Origin of the sequence: Sphingomonas abietis (assembly GCF_027625475.1) — a bacterium.
Lineage (GTDB): Bacteria > Pseudomonadota > Alphaproteobacteria > Sphingomonadales > Sphingomonadaceae > Solisphingomonas > Solisphingomonas abietis.
This window is the reverse complement of sequence record NZ_CP115174.1, coordinates 346992-370087: the sequence shown is the minus strand read 5'-3', so window position 1 is coordinate 370087 and position 23096 is coordinate 346992. Positions and strand designations below refer to the sequence as shown.

Genomic DNA, 23096 nt, shown 5'->3' with positions numbered 1-23096 from the left:
GCGATCCGGCATGGACCGCCTGTCGATAGCGCGCGGCGATATCCGCTTTCGCGTCAGCCGATCCGGATCACGCCGCTTGCCGCTGCCGGCGCGGGATCGAGACCCGACCCGCGACGTCGCGGTGCCGACAGGACGCGATTGCGGCCGCCGCGCTTGGCGCCGTAGAGCGCCGCATCGGCGTCGCTGACAAGATCGGCGACCGTGGCAGAACTGGTCGGCATCGCGGCGACGCCGAAGGACGCGGTGACGTTGCGGCCATGATTGTCCGACAGGTTTTCGATCCGGCTGCGCAGGGTCTCGGCCATCGCCATTGCATCGTCGAGCGAACAATCAGGCAGAACGATCAGAAGCTCCTCGCCACCGTAACGGCACGCGACGTCGCACGGCCGGATCGCGCCGACGATCACCGCCGAGACCTGGCGCAGCACCGCATCGCCCACGGCATGGCCGTGCGCGTCATTGAGATGCTTGAAATGATCCAGATCGATCATGAGAACCGAAAGCTCGCCGTTATTGCGTTCGGCGAGACAGGCGCTCCGTTCGAGCACATCCTCCATATAGCGACGGTTGTACAAGCCGGTCAGCGGATCGCGCAGCGCCTGCGTCCTCAGCTTCTCGCGCAATGCGATATTGGCGAGCGTCAGCGACATCGTGTCGGCGATCGCCGAGGCCAGTGGCGCTGCCGCCTCGAGCTTTTCCTGGGCCTGTTCGCCGTCCGCCTGGAGGCACAGCAACCCGTACACTTCGCCGCGCGCCATCATCGGCAATTCCAGCACCTCGACATGATCGGCCAGATGCTCGCAGCGAAGCGCCGCCGTGCCGATCCGGTTGACATGCGATTTTCCGCGTTTGAGCGCCCAGCAATGGGCGGGCGGGACAGCCTCGGGCAGAGGCGCATCGTCCGGCCAGCCCCATGTCGTGGAGAGATCGAGGCGGTCGCGCGAATTGTTGAAGACGTAGAGCGCACCGCCGCACCCTGCCAGCAGACCGGACGCGGTCGCCCGCAGGACGGCGTTGGCATCGTCATGGCCCGACGCACTCTGGAGCATGTCCGTCATCCGAAACAGCTGCTCGACCTCACGGCGGGCGCGGAGCGCGTCGGCGGCCATCACCCGTCGCGCGCCGAGCTCCCGGATCGCAAGCGGCGCTCCCACCGCCAGCGCGGCAAGCCCGATCAGGCCCACCGCGATCTTGATCCACGACAGCCATTCGCCCGTGGCCGCGCCGACGCCGGAATGACTGACCAGCTCGCACAACAAGGCGACGATCGATGTCGCACCCACGATCAGCGCCGCGCGGAACACCCATCGCTCCGAGGAAATTTCTTGCCTGTAGATTTGCGGGGGCACGGATCGGTCCAGCGAAGCGGAGGGTCGTCTCCGCCATAGCCCGCGTCCCTTAACGGATTGCTGCACGACGATGGGCATCGGATGGCGGCGCAGCAGGCGATCAGGCCGTTGCGGACGAGCGCGGATCGGCGAAGGATAGGAATGCCCGAGCGGACCATTGGCCCCTGGTCCGTCGGCTCTAGCCTATCGGCATCGCGATGTCCGCCTGCTTGCCCGCCCCCCGCAGCAAGACATGGTCCGCGTAGAAATCGAGCCGCGCGAAGGCGGTCTTCTCGGTGTCGAGCATCGCGCTCATCGTCACATAATGGACACCGTTGCGGATCGCGTAGCCGCCGCGATGATCATGGCCGTTCAGCCAGATCTTCACCGACGGATGGCGATCGACCAGCGCGAGCACGTCCGCCGCATTCCACAGCGTGTAGCGACTTTGCGGCCATACCGGGAAATGATCGAGGATCATCACGCGCAGGCCCCGGCGATCGGCACGCGCGAGCGTCGCGTCGAGCCAGTGCATCTGCCGGGCGTCGATGCCGCCGTCCCAGGTCGGCTGGGTCGCATAGAGCCGGTCGTGCAGCGCGGTCGATGCCCGGGTCCGGCCGCTCGCCCGCGGCCAGGCATAGGTGCTGAGCCCGTTGCCGTCGGTGACGACGAACATCCAGCCGTGGCTGCGGAGACTGTAATAGCGATGCGGCATGCCGAGATGCGCGGGCACCCGGCGCTTGAGCGGGTCTGCGACCGCGAAATCATGGTTGCCGAGCGCGAAGTGCCAATCGTGGCGCGAGCGCGCGACGATCGGCAACAGCCGGTCGAAGCTCGCCCAATCCTTGTCGATGAAATCGCCGAGATAGAAGACCGAGGCGAGATCCTGCCCGTTCATCGTCTCGACCGCCGCCGCGAGCTTGCCCGGACAGGTCCAGTAGAGCCGCGGCGGCGCGTCGGGTTCGTCGGCATATTGGCAATCGGCGATCGCGCCGATGCTGAACAGCGGGCGATCCGCCGGCGGTCGCGGAGAGACCGATGCCCAAGACACCGGCGCCGAGGAGACCGGTGCCGGTTCGACCTGCGTGGCAGGGGCGCCGCCCGCCGCGAGCAAGGCCGCCAGCGCTGCCATGATGAGGGTCATGATCGGCCGCGATCAGAAGGACGTGCGCGCGGCGACGAAGAGGGTGCGCCCGAGGATGTCATAGGTGGAGCTGAAGGTGTTGGCGGTCGGCGACGGCGTGCCGATCACCGGCGGATCCCGATCGGCGATGTTGGTGACGCCCAGCGTGAGCGTCATCCGGTGCTGGATCGCGATCTCGGCGGTAAGGTCGAAATAATTCTGCGTCGGGATCACCGGATTGGTCAGCGAGGCCAGGCTCGGCACCGTCCCGCCCGAGGTCTTGGGCAGCATATAGGTGTCGACCGTCACCGCGCCGATGAAGCGGTGGCGCAGGCTGAGCGTGAGCGGCCCGCTTTCCCAGGTCAGCCGGGTCACCCCCTTCCAATGCGGGATCGGCTGGCCGCAGGTCTGGCCGAAGCTGCCGGCGCATCGGTTCTTCAGGGTCGGCAGCGCGGAGACCGGGGTGCTGGTGAACTGGTCCGTCCAGTTGATATCGGTCGACAGATCGAAGCGGCTCTCGCCGCCGAAGCCGAAGCCGGCCGCGAAGGAATAGCCGGCCTCGAAATCGACGCCCGACGTCTTGATCGCGCCGGTATTGGCGTTGAGCGAGCTGATATATTTGGGCGCCGTGATCTGGCCGCTCACGCTGTCGCGCCCGATCGCCTGGCAGAAGGGGCTGCCCGCATTCTGGACGATGTTGTAGCACAGGTTGAGGATGTTGGACGCGCCGCCACCGAGCGTCGAGATCGCGCCCTTGACGTCGATGTCGTACCAGTCGGCGCTCATGTGGAAGCCGGGCAGGAACACCGGCGCGAGCGTGATGCCCGCCGTCTTGGTGTCCGACGTCTCGGGGCCGATCGACGCATTGCCGCCGCTCACGACGGTGATGAACTGGTTGGGCTGGACATTCTGGCCGAACACCAGCGCGGCGGGCACGCCGGTCGCCACGCACACCGCGCGAACCGCGTCGGTCTGAAGCGCGGTCGGCTGGCGGCTCGAGCAGGGATCGACCAGCGAGGGGCCGCTGGTGCTCGATCCGCCGAACAATTCGCCGACGTTGGGCGCCCGGATCGCCCGCTGATACTGGCCGCGCAGCGCCACGCCGCGCACCGGCTCGTAGCGGGCGCCGCCCGAATAGGTCCACACGCCGCCGACGCCGTTCAGATCATATTTGGAGTAGCGAAAGGCGCCGGTCAGATCGAGATGGCGGATCAGCGGCAGGTCGGCGAGCAGCGGCACGCGCACCTCGCCATAGGCCTCCTTCGCGCTTTCCTCGCCATGGGTGGGGAGCGAGGCGCCATAGCCCGAGATGTCGCCCGAGGCGGATTGCGCGTCGGGCGCGTAATTCGCCCATTCGCGCCGCCATTCGACGCCGACGCTGAAATCGACCGGGCCCGCCGGCATTGCGAACAGCTCGCCGGTGAGATTGGCGTTGGCGACCTGCTGGCTGGCCTGCGTGCTGTTGTGCAGCGTCACCGAGATCGCCTTGACCGCCGCGGCGGACAGGTTGGCGCCGAAGATGTCGGCGATCGGCGCCGCGCCATTCTGCGAGAGCAGGGCGGCCTGCAGCTTGCTCACCGAGATCGCGCCCTGCTCGACATCATGCTCGTTGGTCCGGGCATAGCTGTAATAGACGTCGTATTTGAGGTCGCGCAGGAAGCCCGACGACAGGTCGCCGATGTCACCCTTGACCCCGAACAACCCACGATACGCATTGGTGTCGTAATCGGCGGTCCGATGGCCGACCTCGCCGAGCCGGCGGCCGATGTTGAGGATCGCCAGGCCGTCGCCCCGCGTGGTCGTCTGGGTGGTGGCGCCGGTGGTGAAGCTGCTGCTCGCCGGTTCGGCCAGATCGAGTTGCTTGAGCACCGCCTGCAAGGCGGGCGAGAGATAGGGATTGTCGACGTTGAACAGGTAATTGCCGGACGCGTCGCTCGAGGTCAGCTGGATGTCGACCTTGTTCCGGCTGTAATGCAGCTCGGTGTAGAGCTGGGCGTGATCGCTGAGGTCGTAATGCGCGAAGATATTGCCCATCACGCGCTTCTGCGGGACGATCAGGTAGGAATCGGGCAGCAGGTTGAAATCGTCCTGCGGCGTCAGCGCCGGCCGCGCGACCGTCCCGGCATCGTTGAAGGTGAGGCCGCGCGACCCGATCGATCCCAGCCCGGCCGCGGTCAGCGCGGCATTGAGGCCCGGCGTCGAGGTCGACGAGCCGACCGTCGGGATGCCGGCGAAGCGCCCGTCGAGCAGGCTGCCGCTGCCGGTCGTCACCAGGCCCGGCCGGCCGCCGGCCGCAAGGCAGCTGGACCCGCTCGGGACGGCGAGCGGTGTGCCCGGCCGGCTCTTGCTGAAGCTGTCGGCGGTCACGCAGCCGTCGGCGACCCGCTCGGCCGCCCAGCCGCCGCGATCGCGCGCGGTGATGCCCCGACGATCGAGATAATCGAACGAGGCGGTGATGTTGCCGCGGCCGTCCGCGAAATTGCGGCCGGCGGTCACGTCGATCGTGGAGGTCGGCGTCCCGGTGTGCTGATCGACGCTGTTCTGGCCGTCGATCTCGAAGCCCTGGAAATCGTCCTTGAGCACGAAGTTGACGACGCCGGCGATCGCATCGGATCCGTAGACCGCCGACGAGCCGCCGGTGACGACCTCGACCCGCTTGATCAGCGCGGTGGGGATGGAATTGATGTCGGTCGCCTGGCTCGGCCCGGTGATCGTGTAGCGGCGGCCGTTGACGAGCACGAGGCTGCGCTGCGCGCCGAGCCCCCGCAGATTGAGCAGGGCATTGCCGCCGGGCACGTTGTTGCCGGTCGCGCCGCTGTTCTGCGCGCCGATGAACTGCGGCATGTCGGTGAGCAGCGCCTCGGCATTCTGCGTGCCGGACAGGCGATATTCCTCGCTGCCGATCGTCGTGACCGGCGCCGGCCCCTGTTCGCCGAGGCGCGTGGCGAGCCGCGAGCCGGTCACGACGATCTCACCGTTTTGCTTGCCGCCGTCGGGCTGGGCGGCGGAGATGGTCGCATTGTCGGGCGTCGGTGCGGGCGATTGCCGGAGCACGACGATCTTGCCGTCGTCGGACGCGACGCTGAGGCCGCTGCCGGCCAGCAGCCGGTCGATCGCCTGGCGATAGCCCATCGCGCCCTTGAGCGCGGCCGATGTGCGGCCGGCGATCTTGGCGGTCGGGAAGAAGATCTGGATGCCCGCCTGCCGCGATACGTCGTTGAGCGCGTCGGCGGTCGATTGGGCCGGCACATCGAAATGGTGCATCGTCTGCGCCATCGCCGGCGCCGCCAGGATGCAGGTCGAAACGGAAAGAGCCAGCGCTGCCGACAGCGGCAGACGGCGGGTGCCGTTCAGCATGTGATAAATCCCCACGAACAGTTGGGCGCCACAGCCGGTGCCCCTCGTCAGGGAGGACGCTTGGCCGGCGGCAACCCGCCACATCGTCCCAAGAAATTATGCGCGGCGGAGCGAAAAACCGTTGGCGTCGGTATCGACGGCGATTCCAAGCCCGTCGCGCAGCCCGTGCAGGAATGGTTGCGGGTCTGTCGTCGTAAAGCGCCCACCGACGCGGATCGCGCCGATCGCGGGATCCGCGATCACGATCTTGCGGGACAGGTAGCGATTATAGTCGGCGATGGCGGTGGCGAGCGGCTCGTCGCGGAACAGGATTTCGCCGGACTGCCACGCGACCGCGCGATCGATGCGGTCGGCAGCGGCGACCGCCCGATGGTCTGACGGGGTGATCAGCAGCGCCTGTCCGCTATGGGCCGTCACTTGAGGTGTCCGGACCATGGTCGCGGGCAGGCCGGCCCGGCCACGCAGCACCGCCACTTCGAGCCGGACGCCGTCGAGCCGGGCATCGAAACGCCCCGCGGACAGGATCGAGACGGCGGCCGCCGTCTCCAGCCGCACAGGCCGGCCATCATCGAGTTGCAGCGCGACTTCGCCGCGCTCCAGCCTGATCCGCCACCCCGCCTCGCCGCTATGCCAGGCGAGCGCGCTGTCGGTATTGAGCATGGCCCGCGCGCCGGCACCGAGCACGACGAGCCGGCGTTCGCCGACCGCCGTCTGGGCCGACGGCCACGCCGCGGCGCGATCCGCCACGAATGCCGCCGCCAGGCCGGCGACCGTGGCGCCCCCCGCTACCCGCAGGAATCGCCGACGGCCGACGGCGTGACGGCTCTTCTCGGCGAGCGGCACCGCCGCAAGCGTTTCCCACGCCGACACGATACGCGCCATCGCCACGGCGTGAAGGGGCGACTGATCCCGCCACCGTTCGAACGCGGCCCTGTCGACGGTGCCGGTGGTGATCCGCGCGTGCCACAGCGCCGCCTCCTGCGCGATCAGGTCGCGCGCTTTCTCATCTGTCTGCCGAACCGGATGCATGGCGGTCTTCATATGCGGGGACGGCAACGGTCTGGCTAGGGGCTGTGTCGGCCAATGGTGCCGCTGGGGCGTCGCCACCGTCGCAGGGGTAAAGCGCGGCGGCGAGCAGCTTGAGCCCACGCGCCAGGCGTTTTTCCAGCGTCGACAGGCTGAGCCCCATCGCCGTGGCCACCGACCGCGGCGATTGCTCCTCCAGGCGGCATTGGACGAGGGCCGTGCGGCACCGCTCCGGCATCGTCTCCAGCGCCGCATCCGCCCGCGCGACCGCCTGCCGTCCTGCAGCAATGCGAAACGGATCGGGATCGTCATCCGCAATGGCGAGGCCATCGACTTCGACCCATTGTTCGAATTCGACGATGCGGGCGCGCCGCATTTGCGAGATGGCGAGGTTGCGGATCATCCGGACGGTATAGCCGCGCGGATCCTGCAACGCCGTCCAGCCGCTGCTGTCGAACAGGCGACAATAGGCCTCCTGCACGAGATCGACGGCCTGGTCCTGGCTCCGCGTCAGGCGCTGTGCGATCCGAAGGAAATGCGCCTCGTGCGGCAGGATCTCATCGATGAACCACCGATCGATCGGACGCAGCGATGTCATCTCGAAAGGGCCGTTCGCAATCGCATGATCCTCCCTCTAGGAAGACAACATTGCGCTTTCGCGACGGAGTTATGGCTCGCTGATTTTGTCGAATCATGCTGCGGGAAGATGAAGGACGAGAAGATGGTGCGCGCGAGACTTGCAGGTCGCGGGGCGACATGGAGGCGATCTGCGACCGCGCCTCGGCCGAGTTCGAGGCACATCTCGCATCATCCGATCGCGCGACGGCTCGAGAGGCTATCCGAATCTTGATCGAAGATGGTCGTGCGGCGAGGCGCGCGCGGGGCGGGAAGCATCGTGAAGTTCAATTGCACCTCCCCCTGTTGGCGATGCCGGCCTGCGCGGCCACGACTTGGGGTCCGGACGCACGAAACCCCCGGCTGTGGTGAGCCGGGGGTTATGCGTTTTTGGTTGCGGGGACAGGATTTGGCCGAAACCGACACTCGCTAGTCGCGGTTATTTGACACCCAAACCGGTGCTATCGCAATCGTGTGGATCAATGCTCTATGGCTCTACTTGGCCGATTGAAGGCTGACGGCTTTCGGGAAGCCGGCCGAGGATAGCGGTCGTTAGCGCGCCAGTTGAGGAGGCGTTTTGGCGCAGGGTCGATGACGCCCTGCCTCGGATGGTAGAGTAGAGTCAGGAGGTGGCGCGGTGTCGTGCGGCTTGCCTGTGGGGCTTACCAGACGGTCCGTTTCCACCCCCTGCTCATCGAACCGGACATGCGGATCTCCCTGCATCCGGCTCTCGGACAAAGCATCACGCCTTCGCCCACGGCGCGCCCCGACCAAGCTGGGTAAGCCGTACGAGCCCGTACTGCTCGTAGAGGTGCTGAGGTAGATAGGCTCCCGCCCTCTTGCCGGCTTTCCCATGCTTGCGCCGGAGCCACCGACGCAGCCGCACCACTGTGTAGCTGTCGATCGCCCGATACGCCTTGCTCGTGGTCCCTACCGAGAAGTAGTTGGCCCATCCACGCAGCGCCCGGTTGATCTTTGCCACCAGCACTGTGGCATCCTGCCATGTTGTCCGTCGGTCGGTGAGCATGTGGATGTTCTCCACAGCCCGTTTGATACTCTTCTTTGATGGTCGGTAGCCAATGTTGGCCCTTCCCGTTCGCGCAGAGTATATCCGACCAAACGGGTATCCCAGAAAGTCGAACGTCTCGTCCGGCACCTTGCAGATGCGGGTCTTTTCCTCGTTAACCGTCAGCTTCAGCTTGCCCATCAACCTGCGCATATGGTCGAGCGCGGCTTGGCGTTGGATCTTCTACATCAACCTGCCGCTCGGCCTCGCCGCGATCGCGCTGACGATGGTGCTCGTACCGGACAAGCATGGCGACGAGCGTCGGCGGTTCGATTGGCCGGGCTTCGTGCTGACCGGCGGCGCGTCCTTCTGCCTGTTGTGGGGGGCGGAGGCGCTGACGCATCCTCCCGTGCCCTGGGTGGCGACAGCATGGTCGGCCGCCGCGGGGACGGCGCTGCTCTGGCTCGCTGCCCGCCACCTGAATCGCAGCGCACATCCGATCGTGCGGCTTGCCGCGCTGGATTATCGCCGCCGGTCGCCACCACGACCTAGCCCTCGCGCGCCAGCGCAACCATCAGCGCAGTCTTTGTAAATAGGCATCCAACCGGGACCCCTTGTCGGCGTGTATAGAGGACCCCTCGTCGAGCAGCGGCAGGTCGATGCTGGGCGCAACCAGCGCGAAGCGTCCTTCCACCGGGTGTCCCCAGGGGGCTCAGCTGCGGTGCTTGAAGCGCCAGCTATCGTTGCCGGTCTCGACGATGTCGCAGTGGTGCGTGAGCCGGTCGAGCATGGCGGTCGTCATCTTGGGATCGCCGAACACGCTCGGCCACTCGTCGAACGCCAGGTTGGTGGTGATGATCACCTATGTGCGCTCGTAGAGATTGCTCACGAGGTGGAACAGCAGCTGGCCGCCCGAGCGTGCGAACGGCAGGCAGCCGAGCTCGTCGAGCACGACCACCTCGAGCCGGGAGAGCTGACCGGCCAGGGTCCCGGCCTTGCCGATCCGGGCCTCTTCCTCAAGCCGGTTCACAGGGCTTCGCTGGCGACAACACGTCGCGCATGTTCCTAGGCGGGCGACCCAGCAGTTTTGCAAGTGCGGGATGGGTCGCAGCAAAGTCGCCTCTACGAGCGGCTTGGAACGTGCCCAAAAGCATGTCGGCGTACATCGCGGGCATGCCACCTGCGATCTTCGCATTGCGCCACTCTTCGTCGGTCACGGTCGTGTGGCGCACTTCCCGTCCGGTTACTTCGGACGCGATGGCGGCAAGCTGTGTCATGGTGACAGCCTCGCTTGCCGTAAGCGGGGACGTGATACCGTCCCACCCGCCATCGCTAGCGAGGATAGCGGCGTCCGCTTCCGCCAGATCGTCCCGCGTCGTCCAACTGATCGGTCCATCTTCCGGCGTACGCAATTCGCCGCTCGCCAAACCATCGCTGATCATGTGGAGGCAGCTCTCAGCGTAGAAGCCGTGGCGCAGCGCCGTGAAAGCGACCCCGCTTGCCGCTAGATCGGCCTCGGTGCCGGCGTGCTGGTCGGCAGGGAGGAAGGGCGAGCCGACGCGTGCGCCCATGTGACTAGTGTAGAGGATGCGGCGTGCTCCAGTATCGCGAGCGATATCAATCGCGGTGCGGTGGAGCTGCAATGCCTCGTCGCCGAGCTTATCTGCCGAGACGATCAGTAGCTGATCCGCTCCACGGAACGCAGCTCTCAAACCCTCGGGGTCGGCGAAATCACCGCTACGCACCGCGATACCGTGCTGGGCGAGAGCAACGGCCTTTTCTGGATTACGCACGCTGGCAACGATGCTTGCGGGCGGCACGCGGCCGAGCAGGCTTTCGACGACGGCCCGGCCGAGCTGACCATTGGCACCTGTCACAACAATCATAACCGTACTCCTTATCGGTGTAATGAGATGCCCGATATCATCGATATTGGTTTTTACAAATCAGCGATACGAATTTGCCCAGACCAATGGTATCACATGCCATGGATGGCGAGACGGAACGCGCGGCAGAAATTCAGAATGGGCGTGTCCGCGTACTCGAAGCGGCTGCCAAGCTGATCGTTGAAGGGGGCGTTGCTGCACTCACAACACGGGCGGTGGCATCGGCTGCGTCGATGCAAGTCCCTACGCTGTACCGCCTGTTCGGCGAGAAGCGCGGCCTGTTGAACGCGGTTGCGCAGCATGGTTTAGCCGCCTTTGTTGCTCAAAAGGTGTCGGCGGAGCCCCATTCCGATCCTGTGCAGGACCTGCGGGACGCGTGGGACGACTATGTCGCGTTCGGCCTTGCCAATCCGGCAGTGTTCGCGATCATTAACGAGATCGGCGTGCCGGGACCAGCGTCTCCAGCCGCCCTCGCGGGCATCGAGGTCCTGCGAAAGCGGGTAAAGCGGATCGCGCGAGCAGGCCGACTCGGCGTGCCTGTGGAGAGGGCCGTTGCACTTATCCACGCGGCCGGTGTTGGCACGGTCACCACACTGCTTGCGACCTCCAGTGTCGAGCTCGATCCGCAGCTCGCTGCGTCGGCGCGAGAAGCTGTCATGGCCGCGATCCTCGCCGACATACCCAAGGGTCAGGACCGCAGTAGCATCGCGTCGCTCGCCATCGCCTTAGAGGTTCAGCTTGGTAGAATCGAGGCTCTCACACCGGGAGAGCGCCTGCTGCTCTCTGAGCTACTGGACCGGCTATCGTCTGCTGGCTGACCCGTTACCGAAGACGAATGACAGCGAGACACCGCGGCCGTTCTCGGAATCGATTGTTTATTGCGAATCATCAAGTCTGCTGTTGGGATAATGAAGCGCGGTGATGGCGTCCCGTTGAGCCGGTTCCGCTATGACGCCTCCTTCTGCGCCCGATAGGCGGCAAACTGCTCCTTGACGCGGTCCTTGATGCAGGGGGCAAGCCGCCAACTTCCTTGGTTGGGATGCTCGGCCGCACACTGGCTTGAGGCGTCGCAGACCATCTTGTCTATGACGGCCGATCCGCTCGATCGCTTGATCGTGCATCTGGTAAGGACGCCATTCTTCGCTTCGTACGACCACCGCACCCTGCTCAAGCGACGCGCGGTTACGACGATATCCTCCTGGGGATCCAACTGTGCGGCAGGCGATGCCTGAATGGTGGCCTGCGCCAAGGCGATACTCATGAATAGTGGGAGCATTGGTCCGTTTCCAAATTCGCGTCGCTGGGATGCAGCGTTCAGGGAAGACCGATCAGGCTAGATGGCGTCAGCTCCGGTGCCAGCACGGCAATGTCATACCGCCGGATCAGTTCGCGCCACTGCGCGGTCATGTCGCTGGCAGGACCACTACGCAGCGACCGGAGATCGACAACCAGCCAGTCTCCGGCCGATACCGCTTTCGGACGTGCCGCCAGCACATCCGCTACCCAGGCATAATCCTTATCATCGCTCAATACGAATGGCTCCTGCCGCGCCTGTCGGCCGACGCCGTTATAGAGGGCATGAATGCCTTTCGCGCCTACTACGACCATGTGGAGTGAAAACACCCCTTCGCCTTCCGCACGCTCCGCAACGAAGTTGCCCCGCGAGGTTAGTCAGTTCCGAAATCTCACCATCTCGCGCTACCACCAATCCGACTTTCCCAGAAAGGAACGGCAAGCGAGACGGCACGGGCATTCTAGGAATCGATCGACTTTCGAGAGCCGGCGCCGATGCTTGGCAAGCCTTCATACGGCTCTGCTTGCTCGAAGCGTTGCCGACGCGGTGCGCGATGCCTACGGGGGCGAGCACGATCGCCTGCACACCCTCGCGCTCGATATCACCGACGCCGAAGCCGCGAACTCGGTCGCCGCCGAGACTGCCGAGCGGTTCGGTGCGATCGACGTGCTCGTCAACAATGCCGGCTAGCCTACCTCACCCCTTGGAGAATGGTCCTGATGCCTACTGCCGTCGGCCATGCCGCTGACCGAGGTTGTGGCGTCGGTCGGCTACGAGCCCGAAAGCGCTTTTGGCGCCGTAATCAACGGATGACGGGCGCGTCGCCACGCCGTCACCGCACGCCATCCACCGCTTGAATCTTTCGGGCAACCCCTTGCCGACCGAGGCGCCGTCACCTTTCGGCCCCTCAAGCGGAACGCTTCTCCATGTTCGAAATGAAAGTCCGGGAGGCCAGTTCGGCGCGCTCCCGCATGGCTTGTGAAGAAGGAACGTTAAGTCCTAGCAAAACGCGATAAGCGTCGAGACCGATCAGTTGGTTGAAGAAGGAATGTCCCAGGGCGCGCCGCCGGTCGATCGTGATGTCCGATGTCTCGGCTCGCGCCGACAGAAACAGGTCCAGTCTTTCCACATGCGCGTCGATCAGGCCCCGATAGGCCAACTCGCCGAGATGCGGAAAACGCCGCATCTCGGTCATGACAACACGGAGCAGGCTGGTAGTCTTAGGACCGTGGATACGCTCCTGGAACATCACGCCGACGAAGAAAAGGATGTCCCCGAGCGGCCTCTTCATGGCGCTCTCGATCCTGGCCGCCTCTTCGCTATCGCTCGGATGGCAGGCGCTTTCGATCACGGCCGCGAACAGATCGTCCTTGGTGCGAGCATGGCGGTACAACGTCATGATCGAGACGCCGGCTTCCCGAGCGATGCCCTCCATCCCACTGCCGGCATAGCCGTCCCGCACGAACGCCTGCTCGGCCGCCGCCACGATCGCGGCGCGCTTGCGCGCCATCACCTTCGCTCGGGGATGATCGGGGGACCAGTCCTTCACGCCTCATTGACTCCTAACTATAATCGTCATTATCGCTACGATGATAGAGAAGGTTATCGGTATACAAGGGGCATATCCATGGCTCATGCTATCGAAGGTGGAAGTTCGCTCACGGCACGGATGCGTCGTCGGCCGATCCGCAGCACGTTCATCGGACTTGCCATACTGCTGCTGGTCGCACTGGTCTGGTTCGCCTGGACGTTCGCGCCGGTTCGGCTCGACGTCCCGGATGTCGATGTCGGTGCACTGCCCCCGGCGACGCCGCCTGCTGCCATGTCGATCAGCGCTATGCCGACCGGCACGTATGAGACCCCTGCGGCGATGGCGTATCGGGGCGGCTCCTGGCGTGAGACACGCGCCTTTGCCGCAACCGGCATCCTCGTGCGCCATCCCAAGGGCGACCTGCTCATCGACACCGGGTTTGGACGCAACGTCGATCGGCAATTGAAGCTGCTTCCCTCTCTCCAGCAGTCGCCGCATCGGGCCGGTATGCCGATCATCGACCAACTGGCGAAGGCGCATACCGACACGATCGCCGCCATCATCCCGACCCATGCTCATTGGGATCATATAAGCGGCGTGGATGATTTTCATGGCATACCCGTGCTGGTGACCGCCGCAGGCCAGTCGTTCATCGGATCGCATAGCGAGGGCACCGAGGTGCTTAACAGCTTCCACGGCGTCATCTACCGGCCCTATCGGTTCGAGGGCGGTGCCTATCTGGGGTTCCCCAGCAGCCATGACGTGTACGGCGACGGCTCGATTGTGATCGTGCCGGCACCAGGCCACACGCCGGACTCGATCGTCGTCTTCGTCAACCTGCCTTCGGGCAAGCGCTACGCCTTCATCGGCGATCTGGTCTGGCAGTTGGAAGGGCTGAAGCGGCCAGCGGAGAAGCCATGGATGATGCGGTTCCTGATCGGTGAAAACCGCACCGAGATACAAACCGACATCGCGCGCATCCGTGCCATGACGGCGCGCTATCCTCAGATCACAGCCGTTCCCGCGCATGACACCCGCGCTTTTAGCTCGATCGCCATCTATCCCGCTTCGGCACGATGATCTTGTGGGGAAAAGCATTACCGTCTTAGGCAGGTGAGTGGCTGTGGGCGCGTGATCTTATAGGAGCGGCTATGGCCGACGCACATGTCGATCACTGCGCGTTCGTTATGGAGCCGAGGATGGGCCCTACGGACAGCTTGCCTCCGTTCGAGCGAGGAAGCTTTCTAGTTTTGTTGTAACGTCTCGTCCTACGTCGAGCGGGAGGAGGTGCGAGCCGCCGGGCAGGACTGTGCTGCTGCCCTGCTCGACGGCAGCGGCGAGCATCTGGGCATAGGCCGTCGGGGTATTGAGATCGCGGTCGCCGACGAGGACGAGGGTCGGGCAGCGCACCGTACCCAATCGCTCAAGCACGTCGAAGCCCGCGATCATGCGCCAGATCGAAGCGTAGACGGCCGGTTCCATCCGCAACAGGCTGGTGGAGACGCGGTCGACGACGTCCGGGTGGCCTTGGATCGTTTCAGCGGCCAGCCAATAGTCGAGAAACGGTAGGACGGCTTCCATGCCGTTCGCTTCGGCAAAGGTCGCGTGCTCTACCATGCCGGCGCGAGCCTCGTCCGGGAAGGTCGCGGCAGTCGCTAGCAGCGTCAGCGACTTCACGCGGGCAGGATGGTCGGCCGCGATCTGTTGCGCGATCATGCCGCCGATCGACAGGCCGACGATGTGCGCGGCATCCACCGCCAACTCTTCCATCAGACTGACCAATGTTGCGGCCGCCTGCTCGAAGCTCCAGTCGCTCGGCGGCGCCGATGACCGACCATGACCTGGCAGGTCAACGGCGATGACATCGTACGCGTCGCGCAGCGCCTCGATCTGCTTGTCCCAGAAGGTGAGGTCCAACCCGACGGCGTGGATCAGAAGCACGGTCGGGCCGGCGCGAACGCCGGTCCTGATCCAGTGCCATGCCGGAGCAGCGCAGCTCGTGGAATTCGTCATCGTCATGGGCTTTCATTCTGTTGGGCGAGTTGGTGGAGGAGCGGCTCGTTATGGGCGGACGACGGTCAGGCGGAACGGCCCCGCATCGGCTGCGGCTTGCTCCACGGCCTCGTTCACCCGGTCGACCGCGAACTCGGTCGTCGCAAAGTGCCGCAGGTCGAGCAGGCCGGAGCGGACGAGCCCAACCATCTTCGGAACCGCCGTGCGATCGTACATCCATTGTCCGCGGATCGTGACCAGGTTGCGCATGATCCAGGGGTACGGAAGGCCAAGGTCCCCGCCGCCGAGCATGCCGACGCCGCCCATCAGTACGACGCGTCCATATGGGCGCACGGTCATGATCGCGGTGCGCGCGACATCCGCGCCGACCGAGGGCGGGAGGAAGTCGATTACGGCGTCGATCGGCCCCGGCGCCGCGCGCTTCATCGTCTCGCCATCCATGGCCGGATCGCCGGTGAGCCGCACAGGCACGAGCCGCTCGCCGAAGCGCCGCCTGAGATCGGCGAGCACCGCTTCGTTGCGTCCGGGGGCGATCACGCAACGTGCACCCATCGCCAGGGCGGTGGCGATGGTGGCGCTGCCGAAATTGCCCGTCGCGCCGCTGACCAGCAGCGTCTCGCCGGCCTTGAGGTCCAATGCCAGCAGCCCGCCATAGGGGATAAGGAGGATGCCGATTGCGCACCAATGCGGCGCTTGTGCGGCATCGATGTTCCCGATCGGAATAGCGTTTTCGGTCGGCACCCGAATCCGTTCGGCGAAGGGGCCATCCCGGAAATGATGCTGGAGCTTCAACCCTCCGTCACCGCGCGCGCTCCATCCTTGGAGCGTGATGTCGGGCATCAGCGCGTCGTCGCGCGATCGTACGGTGGGATCGCAGAACACCCAATCGCCAACCTTCAGCCTGGTCGCATCGGGACCGAGCGCACGGACTCGTCCGATCGCACCGCACCCCGGGATCACCGGCAGATCGAGCGGGTAGTTACGCGCGCCGCTAAACACCTCGTCCGCGTAGGACAGCACAGGCGCAGCCACCACGTCGACGATAACCTCGCCGGTTCCGAGCGTCGGCTCCGCCACATCCTCGACGAGAAGGGGCATTCCGAACGCCTTAAGCACTGCTGCTTTCACTGGTTATTCTCCTGTCTCGGCTCAATCTGGCGCACTGGCGTCAGGGAACAAGAGCCGGTATGATACCAGGATAAATCGATCCTACCTTCGGAGATCCTGAATGGACGGCAACCGCCAGCTCGGCGAGTTCCTGCGATCGCGTCGCGCCAGGCTGCGTCCAGAGGATATCGGGCTGCTGTCCCAGCGCCGGCGGCGGACGCCGGGGCTGCGGCGCGAGGAGGTCGCGCAACTGGCGGGCATCAGCGTGGAGTGGTACGTCAAGCTCGAGCAGGGCCGCGCGGTCTCACCTTCCGCGGCGACGATCGCAGCGCTAGGCGAGGCGCTCAGGCTCGACAAGATCGAACAAACGCATCTACTCGCGCTGGCCGAAAGCGCGGGGCGCAAACCTTTCGCGATCGAAGTCGTGCCCGAAACCATCATCCACGTCGTCGCCAGCCTCCCCCAGCCTGCCTATGTGACCGGCCAGCGGTGGGATATTCTCGCCTGGAACGATGCCGCGGCCGAGCTTTTTACCGACTTCGAGCGGATACCGGCCGAGGATCGCAACATCCTGCTCTACGTGCTGGCCGACCCCGCCGGCCGCCGGCTGTTCGGCGCAAGCTGGGCGCAGGAGGCACGGCGCATGGTGTCGCTGTTTCGCGTCGCCCACGATCTGTGGGCCGGTGATCCAGCGTTCGCCACTCTGGTCGAAACGCTAGGCGCGCGATGTCCCGAGTTCGGCGTCTGGTGGACCTCCCATGACATCGGCGCGCCGGTGTCGGGCACGAAAACCCTGCACCATCCGGTACGGGGCGAGCTGCGCTTCGACTTCGCGACGTTCCAGGCGAACGACGATCCGGCGCTTAAGCTGGCTATCTACGCCCAAGCCGCCGGTTTCGGCTGAGATCAGTCCGCAGGAAACTGCTGCGTCAGCATCGCGGGCAGCCAATCTCCGAGACGGCCACTTCTTTCGAGAGCTTGCCCCGGGCGCGCGAGCGGCCGAACCAATAGGCACCCTCGTCGCCGCCGGACAGCTTTGAATGGAGCACACCGGCCGCGAACCTCAGTCCTCTTCGAACTGATCAGCGCTCGATACGAACGCCGATCAACCCTCATCACCGCCAACCAGCCGTTCGGCGACTGGTCTCGGGTCTTCCCGGATCCCGCCATGACGCTCGCCGCGGTCGACCGCCTTGTGCACCACTCCACCATCTTCGAGATGAACGTCGAGAGCTACCGACGCCGTGCTGCTCTCCAGCGACAATCAACTTGAGACACCATTTGTCGCGGAGCGGCGATCAACACCAAACGCGGCTTGCATTGCCTGTCGCGCCGCGACAATCTCGCTCCCGTCACGCCCGCAGAGTCTTATCCTGATCGCCGCTACTGTCTCATACGGATCGCCGCGCGATAGGAATATCCCTTATCCCCGAGGGCAGCACGCGGGGTGATGTCAGGTCCGATGTCTAGAAGGGTCTGGAAATGCGTCGAGTCCGAGGCCTGGCCACCGGTGAGGTCGAATGCGATTATATCGCCGGAATTGTCCGCTTTTGCGTGGATTTTGGTTGTGAATCCACCACGCGAGCGTCCGAGCGCCTCGCCTTACTGCCCCCCTTTGCGCCTGCTGCCGAGACGTGAGCGCGAACGATCGTGGAATCGAACATCTGGATGAGGTGGGCCGACGGGCTCATTGCCGCGAGCGTGTCGAAGAAGGCTTCGAAAACCCCGGCCTTGCTTAGCCGATCGAAACGTTTCCAGACCGTATTCCAGTGGCCGAAGCGCTCCGGCAATGCACGCCAGCGCACATTCTCCACCGTGAAGAAGTGCATCGCCTCCAGGAACAACCGGTCATCCGCAGCCTTGCGCCCGCGTCGCGGCAGACAGGCACGAAACACCAGCAGCGTGTGGTCCCAGTCCTTCTCCGTCATGCTTGTCGACATCGATCCCGACCTTCCATCCAGTCGGAATCCTATGAATCAGAACAGATTCAGCTTGGGAATAGGGAACTTTCTGCTCGGGTGAATCCGTCCACACGGCCTAATTTCACGTGGCCAAGCAGCACCTGGATGACGCGGACGTCGACGCCATCCTCCAACAAGTGGGTCGCAAAACTGTGTCGGAGGGTGTGCATGCCAACGCGTTTTCCGATGTCAGCTGCTCGGGCTGCCTCCACGACGATGCGGTGCAGTTGTCGAGCGCTGAGAGGTCGCAGTGGATGCTGACCCGGGAAAAGCCAACCGTCGGCGGGCATGACACCCTCACGCCTCCCGATCTTCCACCATTCCCGCAGAAGGTCGAGTAAGCCCGCGGGCAGCATGGCGTTGCGACTGCGTCCGCCTTTTCCGCATTCGACGCGGATCAGCATCCGTTTGCTGTCGATGTCACTCACCTTGAGGGCAGAAACCTCGGAAACCCGAAGCCCTGCGCCATAGGCGACCGAAAGCGCGGCATAATGCTTTGGAGAGCGTGTTGCGCGAAGCACCTGCGCGATCTCCTCCATGCTCAGTACAATCGGGATCTTTCGATGATGCGCGACATGAACGGCCTTGCGCGCGAGGTCCGGCCGGTCGAGCGTATGCGTGAAGAAAAAGCGAAGCGCCGACACGACACTATTCATGCTTGGCACCGGAACCCCGGCGTCGTTCTGTTCGACTTGAAAGCGACGCACATCTTCAGGCGTCGCTCTGTCGGGGGAATGCCCAAGGAACGCCGCAAACCGCGCAACATCACGCAAATAGTTGCGCTGCGTTTCAGGCGACAAATGACGCATCTGCATATCTTCGATCAGCCGTCGACGAAGCGGGCTTACTTGATCGGGTAATTGTGGAACGGTCATCGCATGGCTCCTCTTGCTAAGGAGCTTCGATGTTCTGCCTCCTGTTGAGTCTGCTCAACCGACGCAACATCCGCCGTATCGCTTTAACCTTGCCGCACACGCCCCTCCCGCGCAGCGGGTTCCGTACATGTCCCACTTTTCGCCATTCCAGCGAGTCTTGAGAGTGATCGCAAACCGATGAATGAATGTCGGAAGCTGGGAAGACGGTTAAGCGCCTCGGATGTCGGTTTTTGGGTCTTCCGAGCTGCGATCGGAGAATGTGCGGCTAGGTCGTCATCCCACCGGCGCCGATCGCGTCGCTGGCATGATCCGGCGGAACCGTCATCGGCTCATCAGCAATGCGCTGAGGCGGTCGGGTGATCCCGCGATCCGTTCCAGATGCGGGTAGCGAAGACCGCCTGCATAGTTGATCCCGAGCGAACGCCGTTCGCCATCCGTCGATATCTCCAGCCGGATCATCGCCGTCGATCGCGCCGTGGCGAGGCGCAGAGCCTCGCGGGAATAGGGCGTGCCATCCACCGTCAGGATGCGCGTTCCCGGTGACAGGCCCGCGCGGAACGCGGGACTGTCCCAGGCGACACTGTCTACGACGCCCTCGTCGTCGACGATGGCACCGATCGAATAGTCGAGATCGAGCCCGCCCGCTTCGGCTTCGTTCTGCAGGAAGGTGTCGCTCGGCACCGCCGTGTAGACAAGACGCCATCCCGCGCGAGCAAGACCGGCGGTCGCCTCGGAGTCGTCGTGGGTGTCGAGGTGGCGCGTCAGGAGGGCATGCCAGTCGTCATGCGCGATCGTGTCGAGCGTGCGGCAGACGTCGTCGAACGTGTAGGTCGAGACGACCCCGTCGGGCCGGGCGGCGTGAAAGAAGCGCTTCGCGAAATCGTCGAGGCTCCGCTGGTTGCCGCTGAGCTCGCGCAGCCGGGCATCGACGTCGAGCCAGAGCAGCACGCCTTCGGGATAATAGTCCTCTCGGCGTTGCCAGTCGCGCCAGCCGACATGGTGGCCGGCCATGTAGATCGCGTCGTTGGTGCTGTCGGTGAGGGACTTCCACGCGCGGCCGGGGCGATTGGCGACGGTGGCGGCATCGAGCGCTAGCTTGTCCAGCGTCTCCTGGCGCGACCGCATGCCCGAGCGCGCCGCCAGCACGCGTCCCCAATATTCGGTCTGCCCTTCATAGACCCAGAGCAGGCTGCCGCCGACTGGATCGTTGAAGGTCGGAGTCCACAAGTCCGCGGGCTGGCGGAAACGGCCGTTCCAGGCGTGCACCAGCTCGTGCGCGATCAGGTCCTGGTTGTTAAGCTGCTTGCCCGGTTGCAGCAGATAGTCGGCGGGAAGATCGTTCTCGCCTTCCTCGAGATGCTCGATGCCGCCGGCACCCACCTTGTCGTCGAGCACGACGATCGCATCATAATGGCGGAACGGAGCCGGTCCGAAGACGCGGCCCGTCTGCGCGATCAGAGCGCGTAATCTGGCGGTCTCGCTCTCGCCCATCGCGAGCTTCGTGCTGTCCCCGGCAATGAGATCCAGGCGAACCGGTTGCGGACCGCCCGACACCAGCTCGATCTGCCGCGAGATCGATGCCGCATAGACTGGCGCGTCGACCAGCCGATCGAGCGGTGTGGTCGCGAAATGCAGATCGGCGGCGTCCGGACCGATGCGATCGAGCGCGGTGAACGCTGTCATCCCGGCAGGGACGTGCAGGCTTGCGGAGACGGGCAAATCGCGCGTGAACCAGCCGGCGGGATAAAGCAGCATCCGTTGCCATTGCAGGTCGATGCGGTCGTGGTGGAGCGTGTCGCGATCCGCGATGATCTTGAAGCCGAGCGTCACCGACCGGGCGCCGGCAGGTACCGTGACATGGAACGCATAGACGTCGACCGGATCGCGCCGCCATTCGACCCGGCGACCATCGATGCTGATTTCGAGCCCCGTCAGCGATGCGAGCGGGACCGTCGGCGCATGGCTCGCGGTCTCCCATTGCGGGTAGAGAAGGACCAGATCGCCTGCGGCCTGGACCGGGATCGTCTCGTTCACCGATACGATTCCGCGCGCCGTATCGGCGGCATCGACCGCAAGCGTGATCGCGCCCGCAAAGGGCTGATCTTTTGAGATCGGCACGACCGATGGAGAGCTCGATGGACGGGGACCGACGCCGACCTGGGCGATGACCGGCGCCGCAGCGACCAATACCACTGCGGCCGAAAGCACGCGCACCAATAGACTCACAGTTTACCTCTTCCAGTTCGTATCGACGGCAGCGGACATCATCGGCCGACGTGCGCCTTCAGCCGGCATGTCCGGTATAGAACTCGCTTGCAATCTTCCACTGCCCGGCAACCTTGAGCAGCTGCATCGTCTTTCAACCCCAGCTCGATCCCTGCAGCGAGGTATTGACGAAGACCAGCGACACGCTCGCGAGCGGACCGTCCTGCTGGATGTGGATATCCTGAAAACGTTGGGTGAACGGGCTGCCGCCGAACACCCCCTCGCGGAACGCCTGGTATTGATTTGTCACGCCGGGGTCTCTGCTCGCCACGCCGCTAGACCCGACGCCGGAGAAGGGGATGCTCGCGTTGAGCAGCAGCGTCTCGAAAAGCGCCTCGTCCTTCGTGGACACGGCATTCGTGTAGGTAGCAAGCAGCGCCTCGATGGCTTTACGATCCGTGCCGACGCTGTCGAACTGCGGAGGGATCGATACGGCCCGCGCGGCCGCGGGCAGAGAGACTGAGATCGCAAGGAGGAGCGGGATCAGCGACAATCTTGGCATCGAAACACCCTTTCGTCCTCGATTAACGTATCGCCGAGCGCTGGTGGAATATTCCGAGGTTCGTCCGGCAGCATCGCGCAGGCAGAGCAGGATATATGCCGGCGCCGCAAGGGCCTGTGATACCGCTGAAACCTCTACCCGAGGTCCGCGTCTGGCGCCGTCTGCGTCCGAACCGGGACAAATGACGTCCGCCCCCGGACAAAGCGCCCCGGGTGCTGTCGCACCCCGATTATCGAATAGCACCATCTCGGCTCATGATCGTCGGGATCGACGATTGGACCTTCGTAAAGCATCCATTGATGGGCGTCGCCACACTCGATGAAGACCCTGCTAGCTTCGGATGAACAAACGTCCGATGTCGGGAAGCGGATGGCGTGTCTTAAGCGGCCGGTTATGGGTCATGACGCCCGGCCGCTGGTAGTGAGTGTCGATCAGATTACGTCATTCGGTCTCGCGGGTCAGGCTTTAGAACCTTCTGTCCGGCCGGAGCTGCCGGACTTCCGCGCTGGCCCTCATCTGCAAGCCAGTCGATGAAGACACCAATAACTGGCATCCGGCCCGCGTGATCCGGAACGACCGCGACATAGCCCGTCCGTCGCACCTGGATCTCGGGAAGCGGGGTCGTGAGCTTGCCGGCCGCGATGTCGATCGCGAGCATCGGCAAGGGGCCGATGCCGATACCCAGCCCGTCCTCGACTGCCTGACGGGTCACGAAGAAATGATCGAATGTCTGGCGGGGAAGGCCGACTAGGTGCGGCAGGCCGGCCGTGTCGAGCCAGTCGGTCCAGTCACCCGCCCGCGTCTCGCTCGCGAGCAGCACATGACCTTCGATGTCAGCTGGTGTTCTGATCGGACGCCGTTCGAGCAGCGCGGGGCTCGCGATCAGCGTGTCGATGTCCTCGATCACCCGGACCGCGCGGTGACCCGGCCACGCCGCCTCGGTCGCGTTGCCGCGCCGAATTGCGATATCGAAGCCACCCCGCAGATCCTCAAGCAAGGTCGAGACCGTACCGACCACGACCTCCACATGCGGATGGTCGGCATGGAAGCGATCAAGCCTGGGGATCAGCCATCGCATCGCGAAGCTGGTCGGCGCGCTGACCCGAAGGATGCGCCGTGTCGTCGGCCTGCTGCAGGCGTCTGCCGCCCGGGCCACACGGTCGAAGGCATGGCCGACCTCGTCGGCGAACATCGCCGCGATCGGAGT

23 protein-coding genes and 2 pseudogenes are annotated in these 23096 nt (G+C 64.7%); 6 read left to right on the top strand and 19 right to left on the bottom strand.

Going from position 1 to position 23096, the window contains the following annotated elements:
- Positions 1 to 53: 53 nt before the first annotated feature.
- From PBT88_RS01855 to PBT88_RS01830, 6 genes are all read right to left on the bottom strand, one after another.
- On the bottom strand, positions 54 to 1304 hold the full coding sequence (locus PBT88_RS01855; protein ID WP_270077554.1) for a GGDEF domain-containing protein: 1251 nt from the start codon (positions 1302 to 1304) through the stop codon (positions 54 to 56).
- A 223-nt stretch (positions 1305 to 1527) separates the two neighbouring features.
- Positions 1528 to 2472 (bottom strand): metallophosphoesterase, encoded by a 945-nt coding sequence (locus PBT88_RS01850; protein WP_270077553.1) that lies wholly within the window; start codon positions 2470 to 2472, stop codon positions 1528 to 1530.
- A gap of 12 nt (positions 2473 to 2484) precedes the next feature.
- Positions 2485 to 5808 (bottom strand): TonB-dependent receptor, encoded by a 3324-nt coding sequence (locus PBT88_RS01845; RefSeq protein ID WP_270077552.1) that lies wholly within the window; start codon positions 5806 to 5808, stop codon positions 2485 to 2487.
- 96 nt (positions 5809 to 5904) lie between these two features.
- Positions 5905 to 6849, bottom strand: a complete 945-nt coding sequence (locus PBT88_RS01840; RefSeq protein WP_270077551.1) for a FecR family protein — start codon at positions 6847 to 6849, stop codon at positions 5905 to 5907.
- A complete protein-coding gene (locus PBT88_RS01835; protein WP_270077550.1) occupies positions 6812 to 7432 on the bottom strand; it encodes an RNA polymerase sigma factor in 621 nt (206 codons plus the stop codon). Before PBT88_RS01835 ends, PBT88_RS01840 begins: the two co-directional genes overlap by 38 nt.
- A 759-nt stretch (positions 7433 to 8191) precedes the next feature.
- Positions 8192 to 8656, bottom strand: coding sequence for a group II intron maturase-specific domain-containing protein (locus tag PBT88_RS01830; RefSeq protein ID WP_270077549.1), 465 nt, complete (start codon positions 8654 to 8656; stop codon positions 8192 to 8194).
- Here PBT88_RS01830 and PBT88_RS01825 point away from each other — a divergent pair.
- Positions 8649 to 9047 (top strand): hypothetical protein, encoded by a 399-nt coding sequence (locus PBT88_RS01825; RefSeq protein ID WP_270077548.1) that lies wholly within the window; start codon positions 8649 to 8651, stop codon positions 9045 to 9047. The two genes, PBT88_RS01830 and PBT88_RS01825, sit on opposite strands and share 8 nt — an antisense overlap.
- A gap of 120 nt (positions 9048 to 9167) precedes the next feature.
- Here PBT88_RS01825 and PBT88_RS01820 read toward each other — a convergent pair.
- Positions 9168 to 9485, bottom strand: a pseudogene (locus PBT88_RS01820) (ATP-binding protein); the annotation flags it as partial.
- The gene (locus PBT88_RS01815; protein WP_270077547.1) at positions 9472 to 10341 is read right to left on the bottom strand and encodes an SDR family oxidoreductase; all 870 of its coding nucleotides are present in this window, start codon (positions 10339 to 10341) and stop codon (positions 9472 to 9474) included. The pseudogene PBT88_RS01820 and the gene PBT88_RS01815, both read right to left, overlap by 14 nt.
- A 101-nt stretch (positions 10342 to 10442) precedes the next feature.
- On the opposite strand from PBT88_RS01815, the gene PBT88_RS01810 reads away from it, so the two are divergent.
- Positions 10443 to 11159: a TetR/AcrR family transcriptional regulator gene (locus PBT88_RS01810; RefSeq protein WP_270077546.1), complete on the top strand. Its 717-nt coding sequence runs from the start codon at positions 10443 to 10445 to the stop codon at positions 11157 to 11159.
- 128 nt (positions 11160 to 11287) lie between these two features.
- Here PBT88_RS01810 and PBT88_RS01805 read toward each other — a convergent pair whose 3' ends face one another.
- Both PBT88_RS01805 and PBT88_RS01800 read right to left on the bottom strand, forming a co-directional pair.
- Positions 11288 to 11602 (bottom strand): hypothetical protein, encoded by a 315-nt coding sequence (locus PBT88_RS01805; RefSeq protein ID WP_270077545.1) that lies wholly within the window; start codon positions 11600 to 11602, stop codon positions 11288 to 11290.
- Between the two features lie 53 nt (positions 11603 to 11655).
- On the bottom strand, positions 11656 to 11871 hold the full coding sequence (locus tag PBT88_RS01800) for a hypothetical protein (RefSeq protein ID WP_270077544.1): 216 nt from the start codon (positions 11869 to 11871) through the stop codon (positions 11656 to 11658).
- Positions 11872 to 12133: 262 nt separating this feature from the next.
- Here PBT88_RS01800 and PBT88_RS01795 point away from each other — a divergent pair, with 262 nt between their 5' ends.
- The gene (locus tag PBT88_RS01795; protein ID WP_270077543.1) at positions 12134 to 12325 is read left to right on the top strand and encodes an SDR family NAD(P)-dependent oxidoreductase; all 192 of its coding nucleotides are present in this window, start codon (positions 12134 to 12136) and stop codon (positions 12323 to 12325) included.
- A 217-nt stretch (positions 12326 to 12542) separates the two neighbouring features.
- On the opposite strand, the gene PBT88_RS01790 is transcribed toward PBT88_RS01795, so the two are convergent.
- Entirely contained in the window at positions 12543 to 13145 is a 603-nt protein-coding gene (locus PBT88_RS01790) for a TetR/AcrR family transcriptional regulator (protein ID WP_270077542.1), read from the bottom strand.
- Positions 13146 to 13190: 45 nt separating this feature from the next.
- On the opposite strand from PBT88_RS01790, the gene PBT88_RS01785 reads away from it, so the two are divergent.
- A complete protein-coding gene (locus tag PBT88_RS01785) occupies positions 13191 to 14246 on the top strand; it encodes an MBL fold metallo-hydrolase (protein WP_270077541.1) in 1056 nt (351 codons plus the stop codon).
- A gap of 126 nt (positions 14247 to 14372) precedes the next feature.
- Here the strand turns inward: PBT88_RS01785 and PBT88_RS01780 are convergent, their stop codons facing one another.
- Together PBT88_RS01780 and PBT88_RS01775 are read right to left on the bottom strand one after the other, a co-directional pair.
- Entirely contained in the window at positions 14373 to 15185 is an 813-nt protein-coding gene (locus tag PBT88_RS01780) for an alpha/beta fold hydrolase (protein WP_270077540.1), read from the bottom strand.
- Between the two features lie 42 nt (positions 15186 to 15227).
- On the bottom strand, positions 15228 to 16256 hold the full coding sequence (locus PBT88_RS01775; RefSeq protein WP_270077539.1) for a medium chain dehydrogenase/reductase family protein: 1029 nt from the start codon (positions 16254 to 16256) through the stop codon (positions 15228 to 15230).
- A gap of 151 nt (positions 16257 to 16407) precedes the next feature.
- Between PBT88_RS01775 and PBT88_RS01770 the strand changes: the two genes are divergently transcribed.
- Together PBT88_RS01770 and PBT88_RS01765 are read left to right on the top strand one after the other, a co-directional pair.
- Positions 16408 to 17190 carry a helix-turn-helix domain-containing protein gene (locus PBT88_RS01770; protein ID WP_270077538.1) on the top strand — a complete coding sequence of 261 codons (783 nt, stop codon included), beginning with the start codon at positions 16408 to 16410 and terminating at the stop codon, positions 17188 to 17190.
- 156 nt (positions 17191 to 17346) lie between these two features.
- Positions 17347 to 17559 (top strand): annotated as a pseudogene (locus PBT88_RS01765) (ATP-binding protein); the annotation flags it as partial.
- A 110-nt stretch (positions 17560 to 17669) separates the two neighbouring features.
- Here the strand turns inward: PBT88_RS01765 and PBT88_RS21105 are convergent.
- The 6 genes from PBT88_RS21105 to PBT88_RS01740 all read right to left on the bottom strand — a co-directional run bounded on the left by PBT88_RS21105 (position 17670) and on the right by PBT88_RS01740 (position 23081).
- Positions 17670 to 17813, bottom strand: coding sequence for a hypothetical protein (locus tag PBT88_RS21105; RefSeq protein WP_407696546.1), 144 nt, complete (start codon positions 17811 to 17813; stop codon positions 17670 to 17672).
- Entirely contained in the window at positions 17813 to 18214 is a 402-nt protein-coding gene (locus PBT88_RS01760; protein ID WP_270077537.1) for a transposase, read from the bottom strand. The genes PBT88_RS21105 and PBT88_RS01760 overlap by 1 nt, the downstream gene beginning before the upstream one ends.
- Positions 18215 to 18273: 59 nt before the next feature.
- On the bottom strand, positions 18274 to 19122 hold the full coding sequence (locus PBT88_RS01755; protein WP_270077536.1) for a tyrosine-type recombinase/integrase: 849 nt from the start codon (positions 19120 to 19122) through the stop codon (positions 18274 to 18276).
- Between the two features lie 321 nt (positions 19123 to 19443).
- On the bottom strand, positions 19444 to 21240 hold the full coding sequence (locus PBT88_RS01750; protein ID WP_270077535.1) for a M61 family metallopeptidase: 1797 nt from the start codon (positions 21238 to 21240) through the stop codon (positions 19444 to 19446).
- Between the two features lie 241 nt (positions 21241 to 21481).
- Positions 21482 to 21889, bottom strand: coding sequence for a hypothetical protein (locus PBT88_RS01745; RefSeq protein WP_270077534.1), 408 nt, complete (start codon positions 21887 to 21889; stop codon positions 21482 to 21484).
- Positions 21890 to 22325: 436 nt separating this feature from the next.
- Positions 22326 to 23081: a LysR substrate-binding domain-containing protein gene (locus PBT88_RS01740; RefSeq protein WP_270077533.1), complete on the bottom strand. Its 756-nt coding sequence runs from the start codon at positions 23079 to 23081 to the stop codon at positions 22326 to 22328.
- Positions 23082 to 23096: the final 15 nt, after the last annotated feature.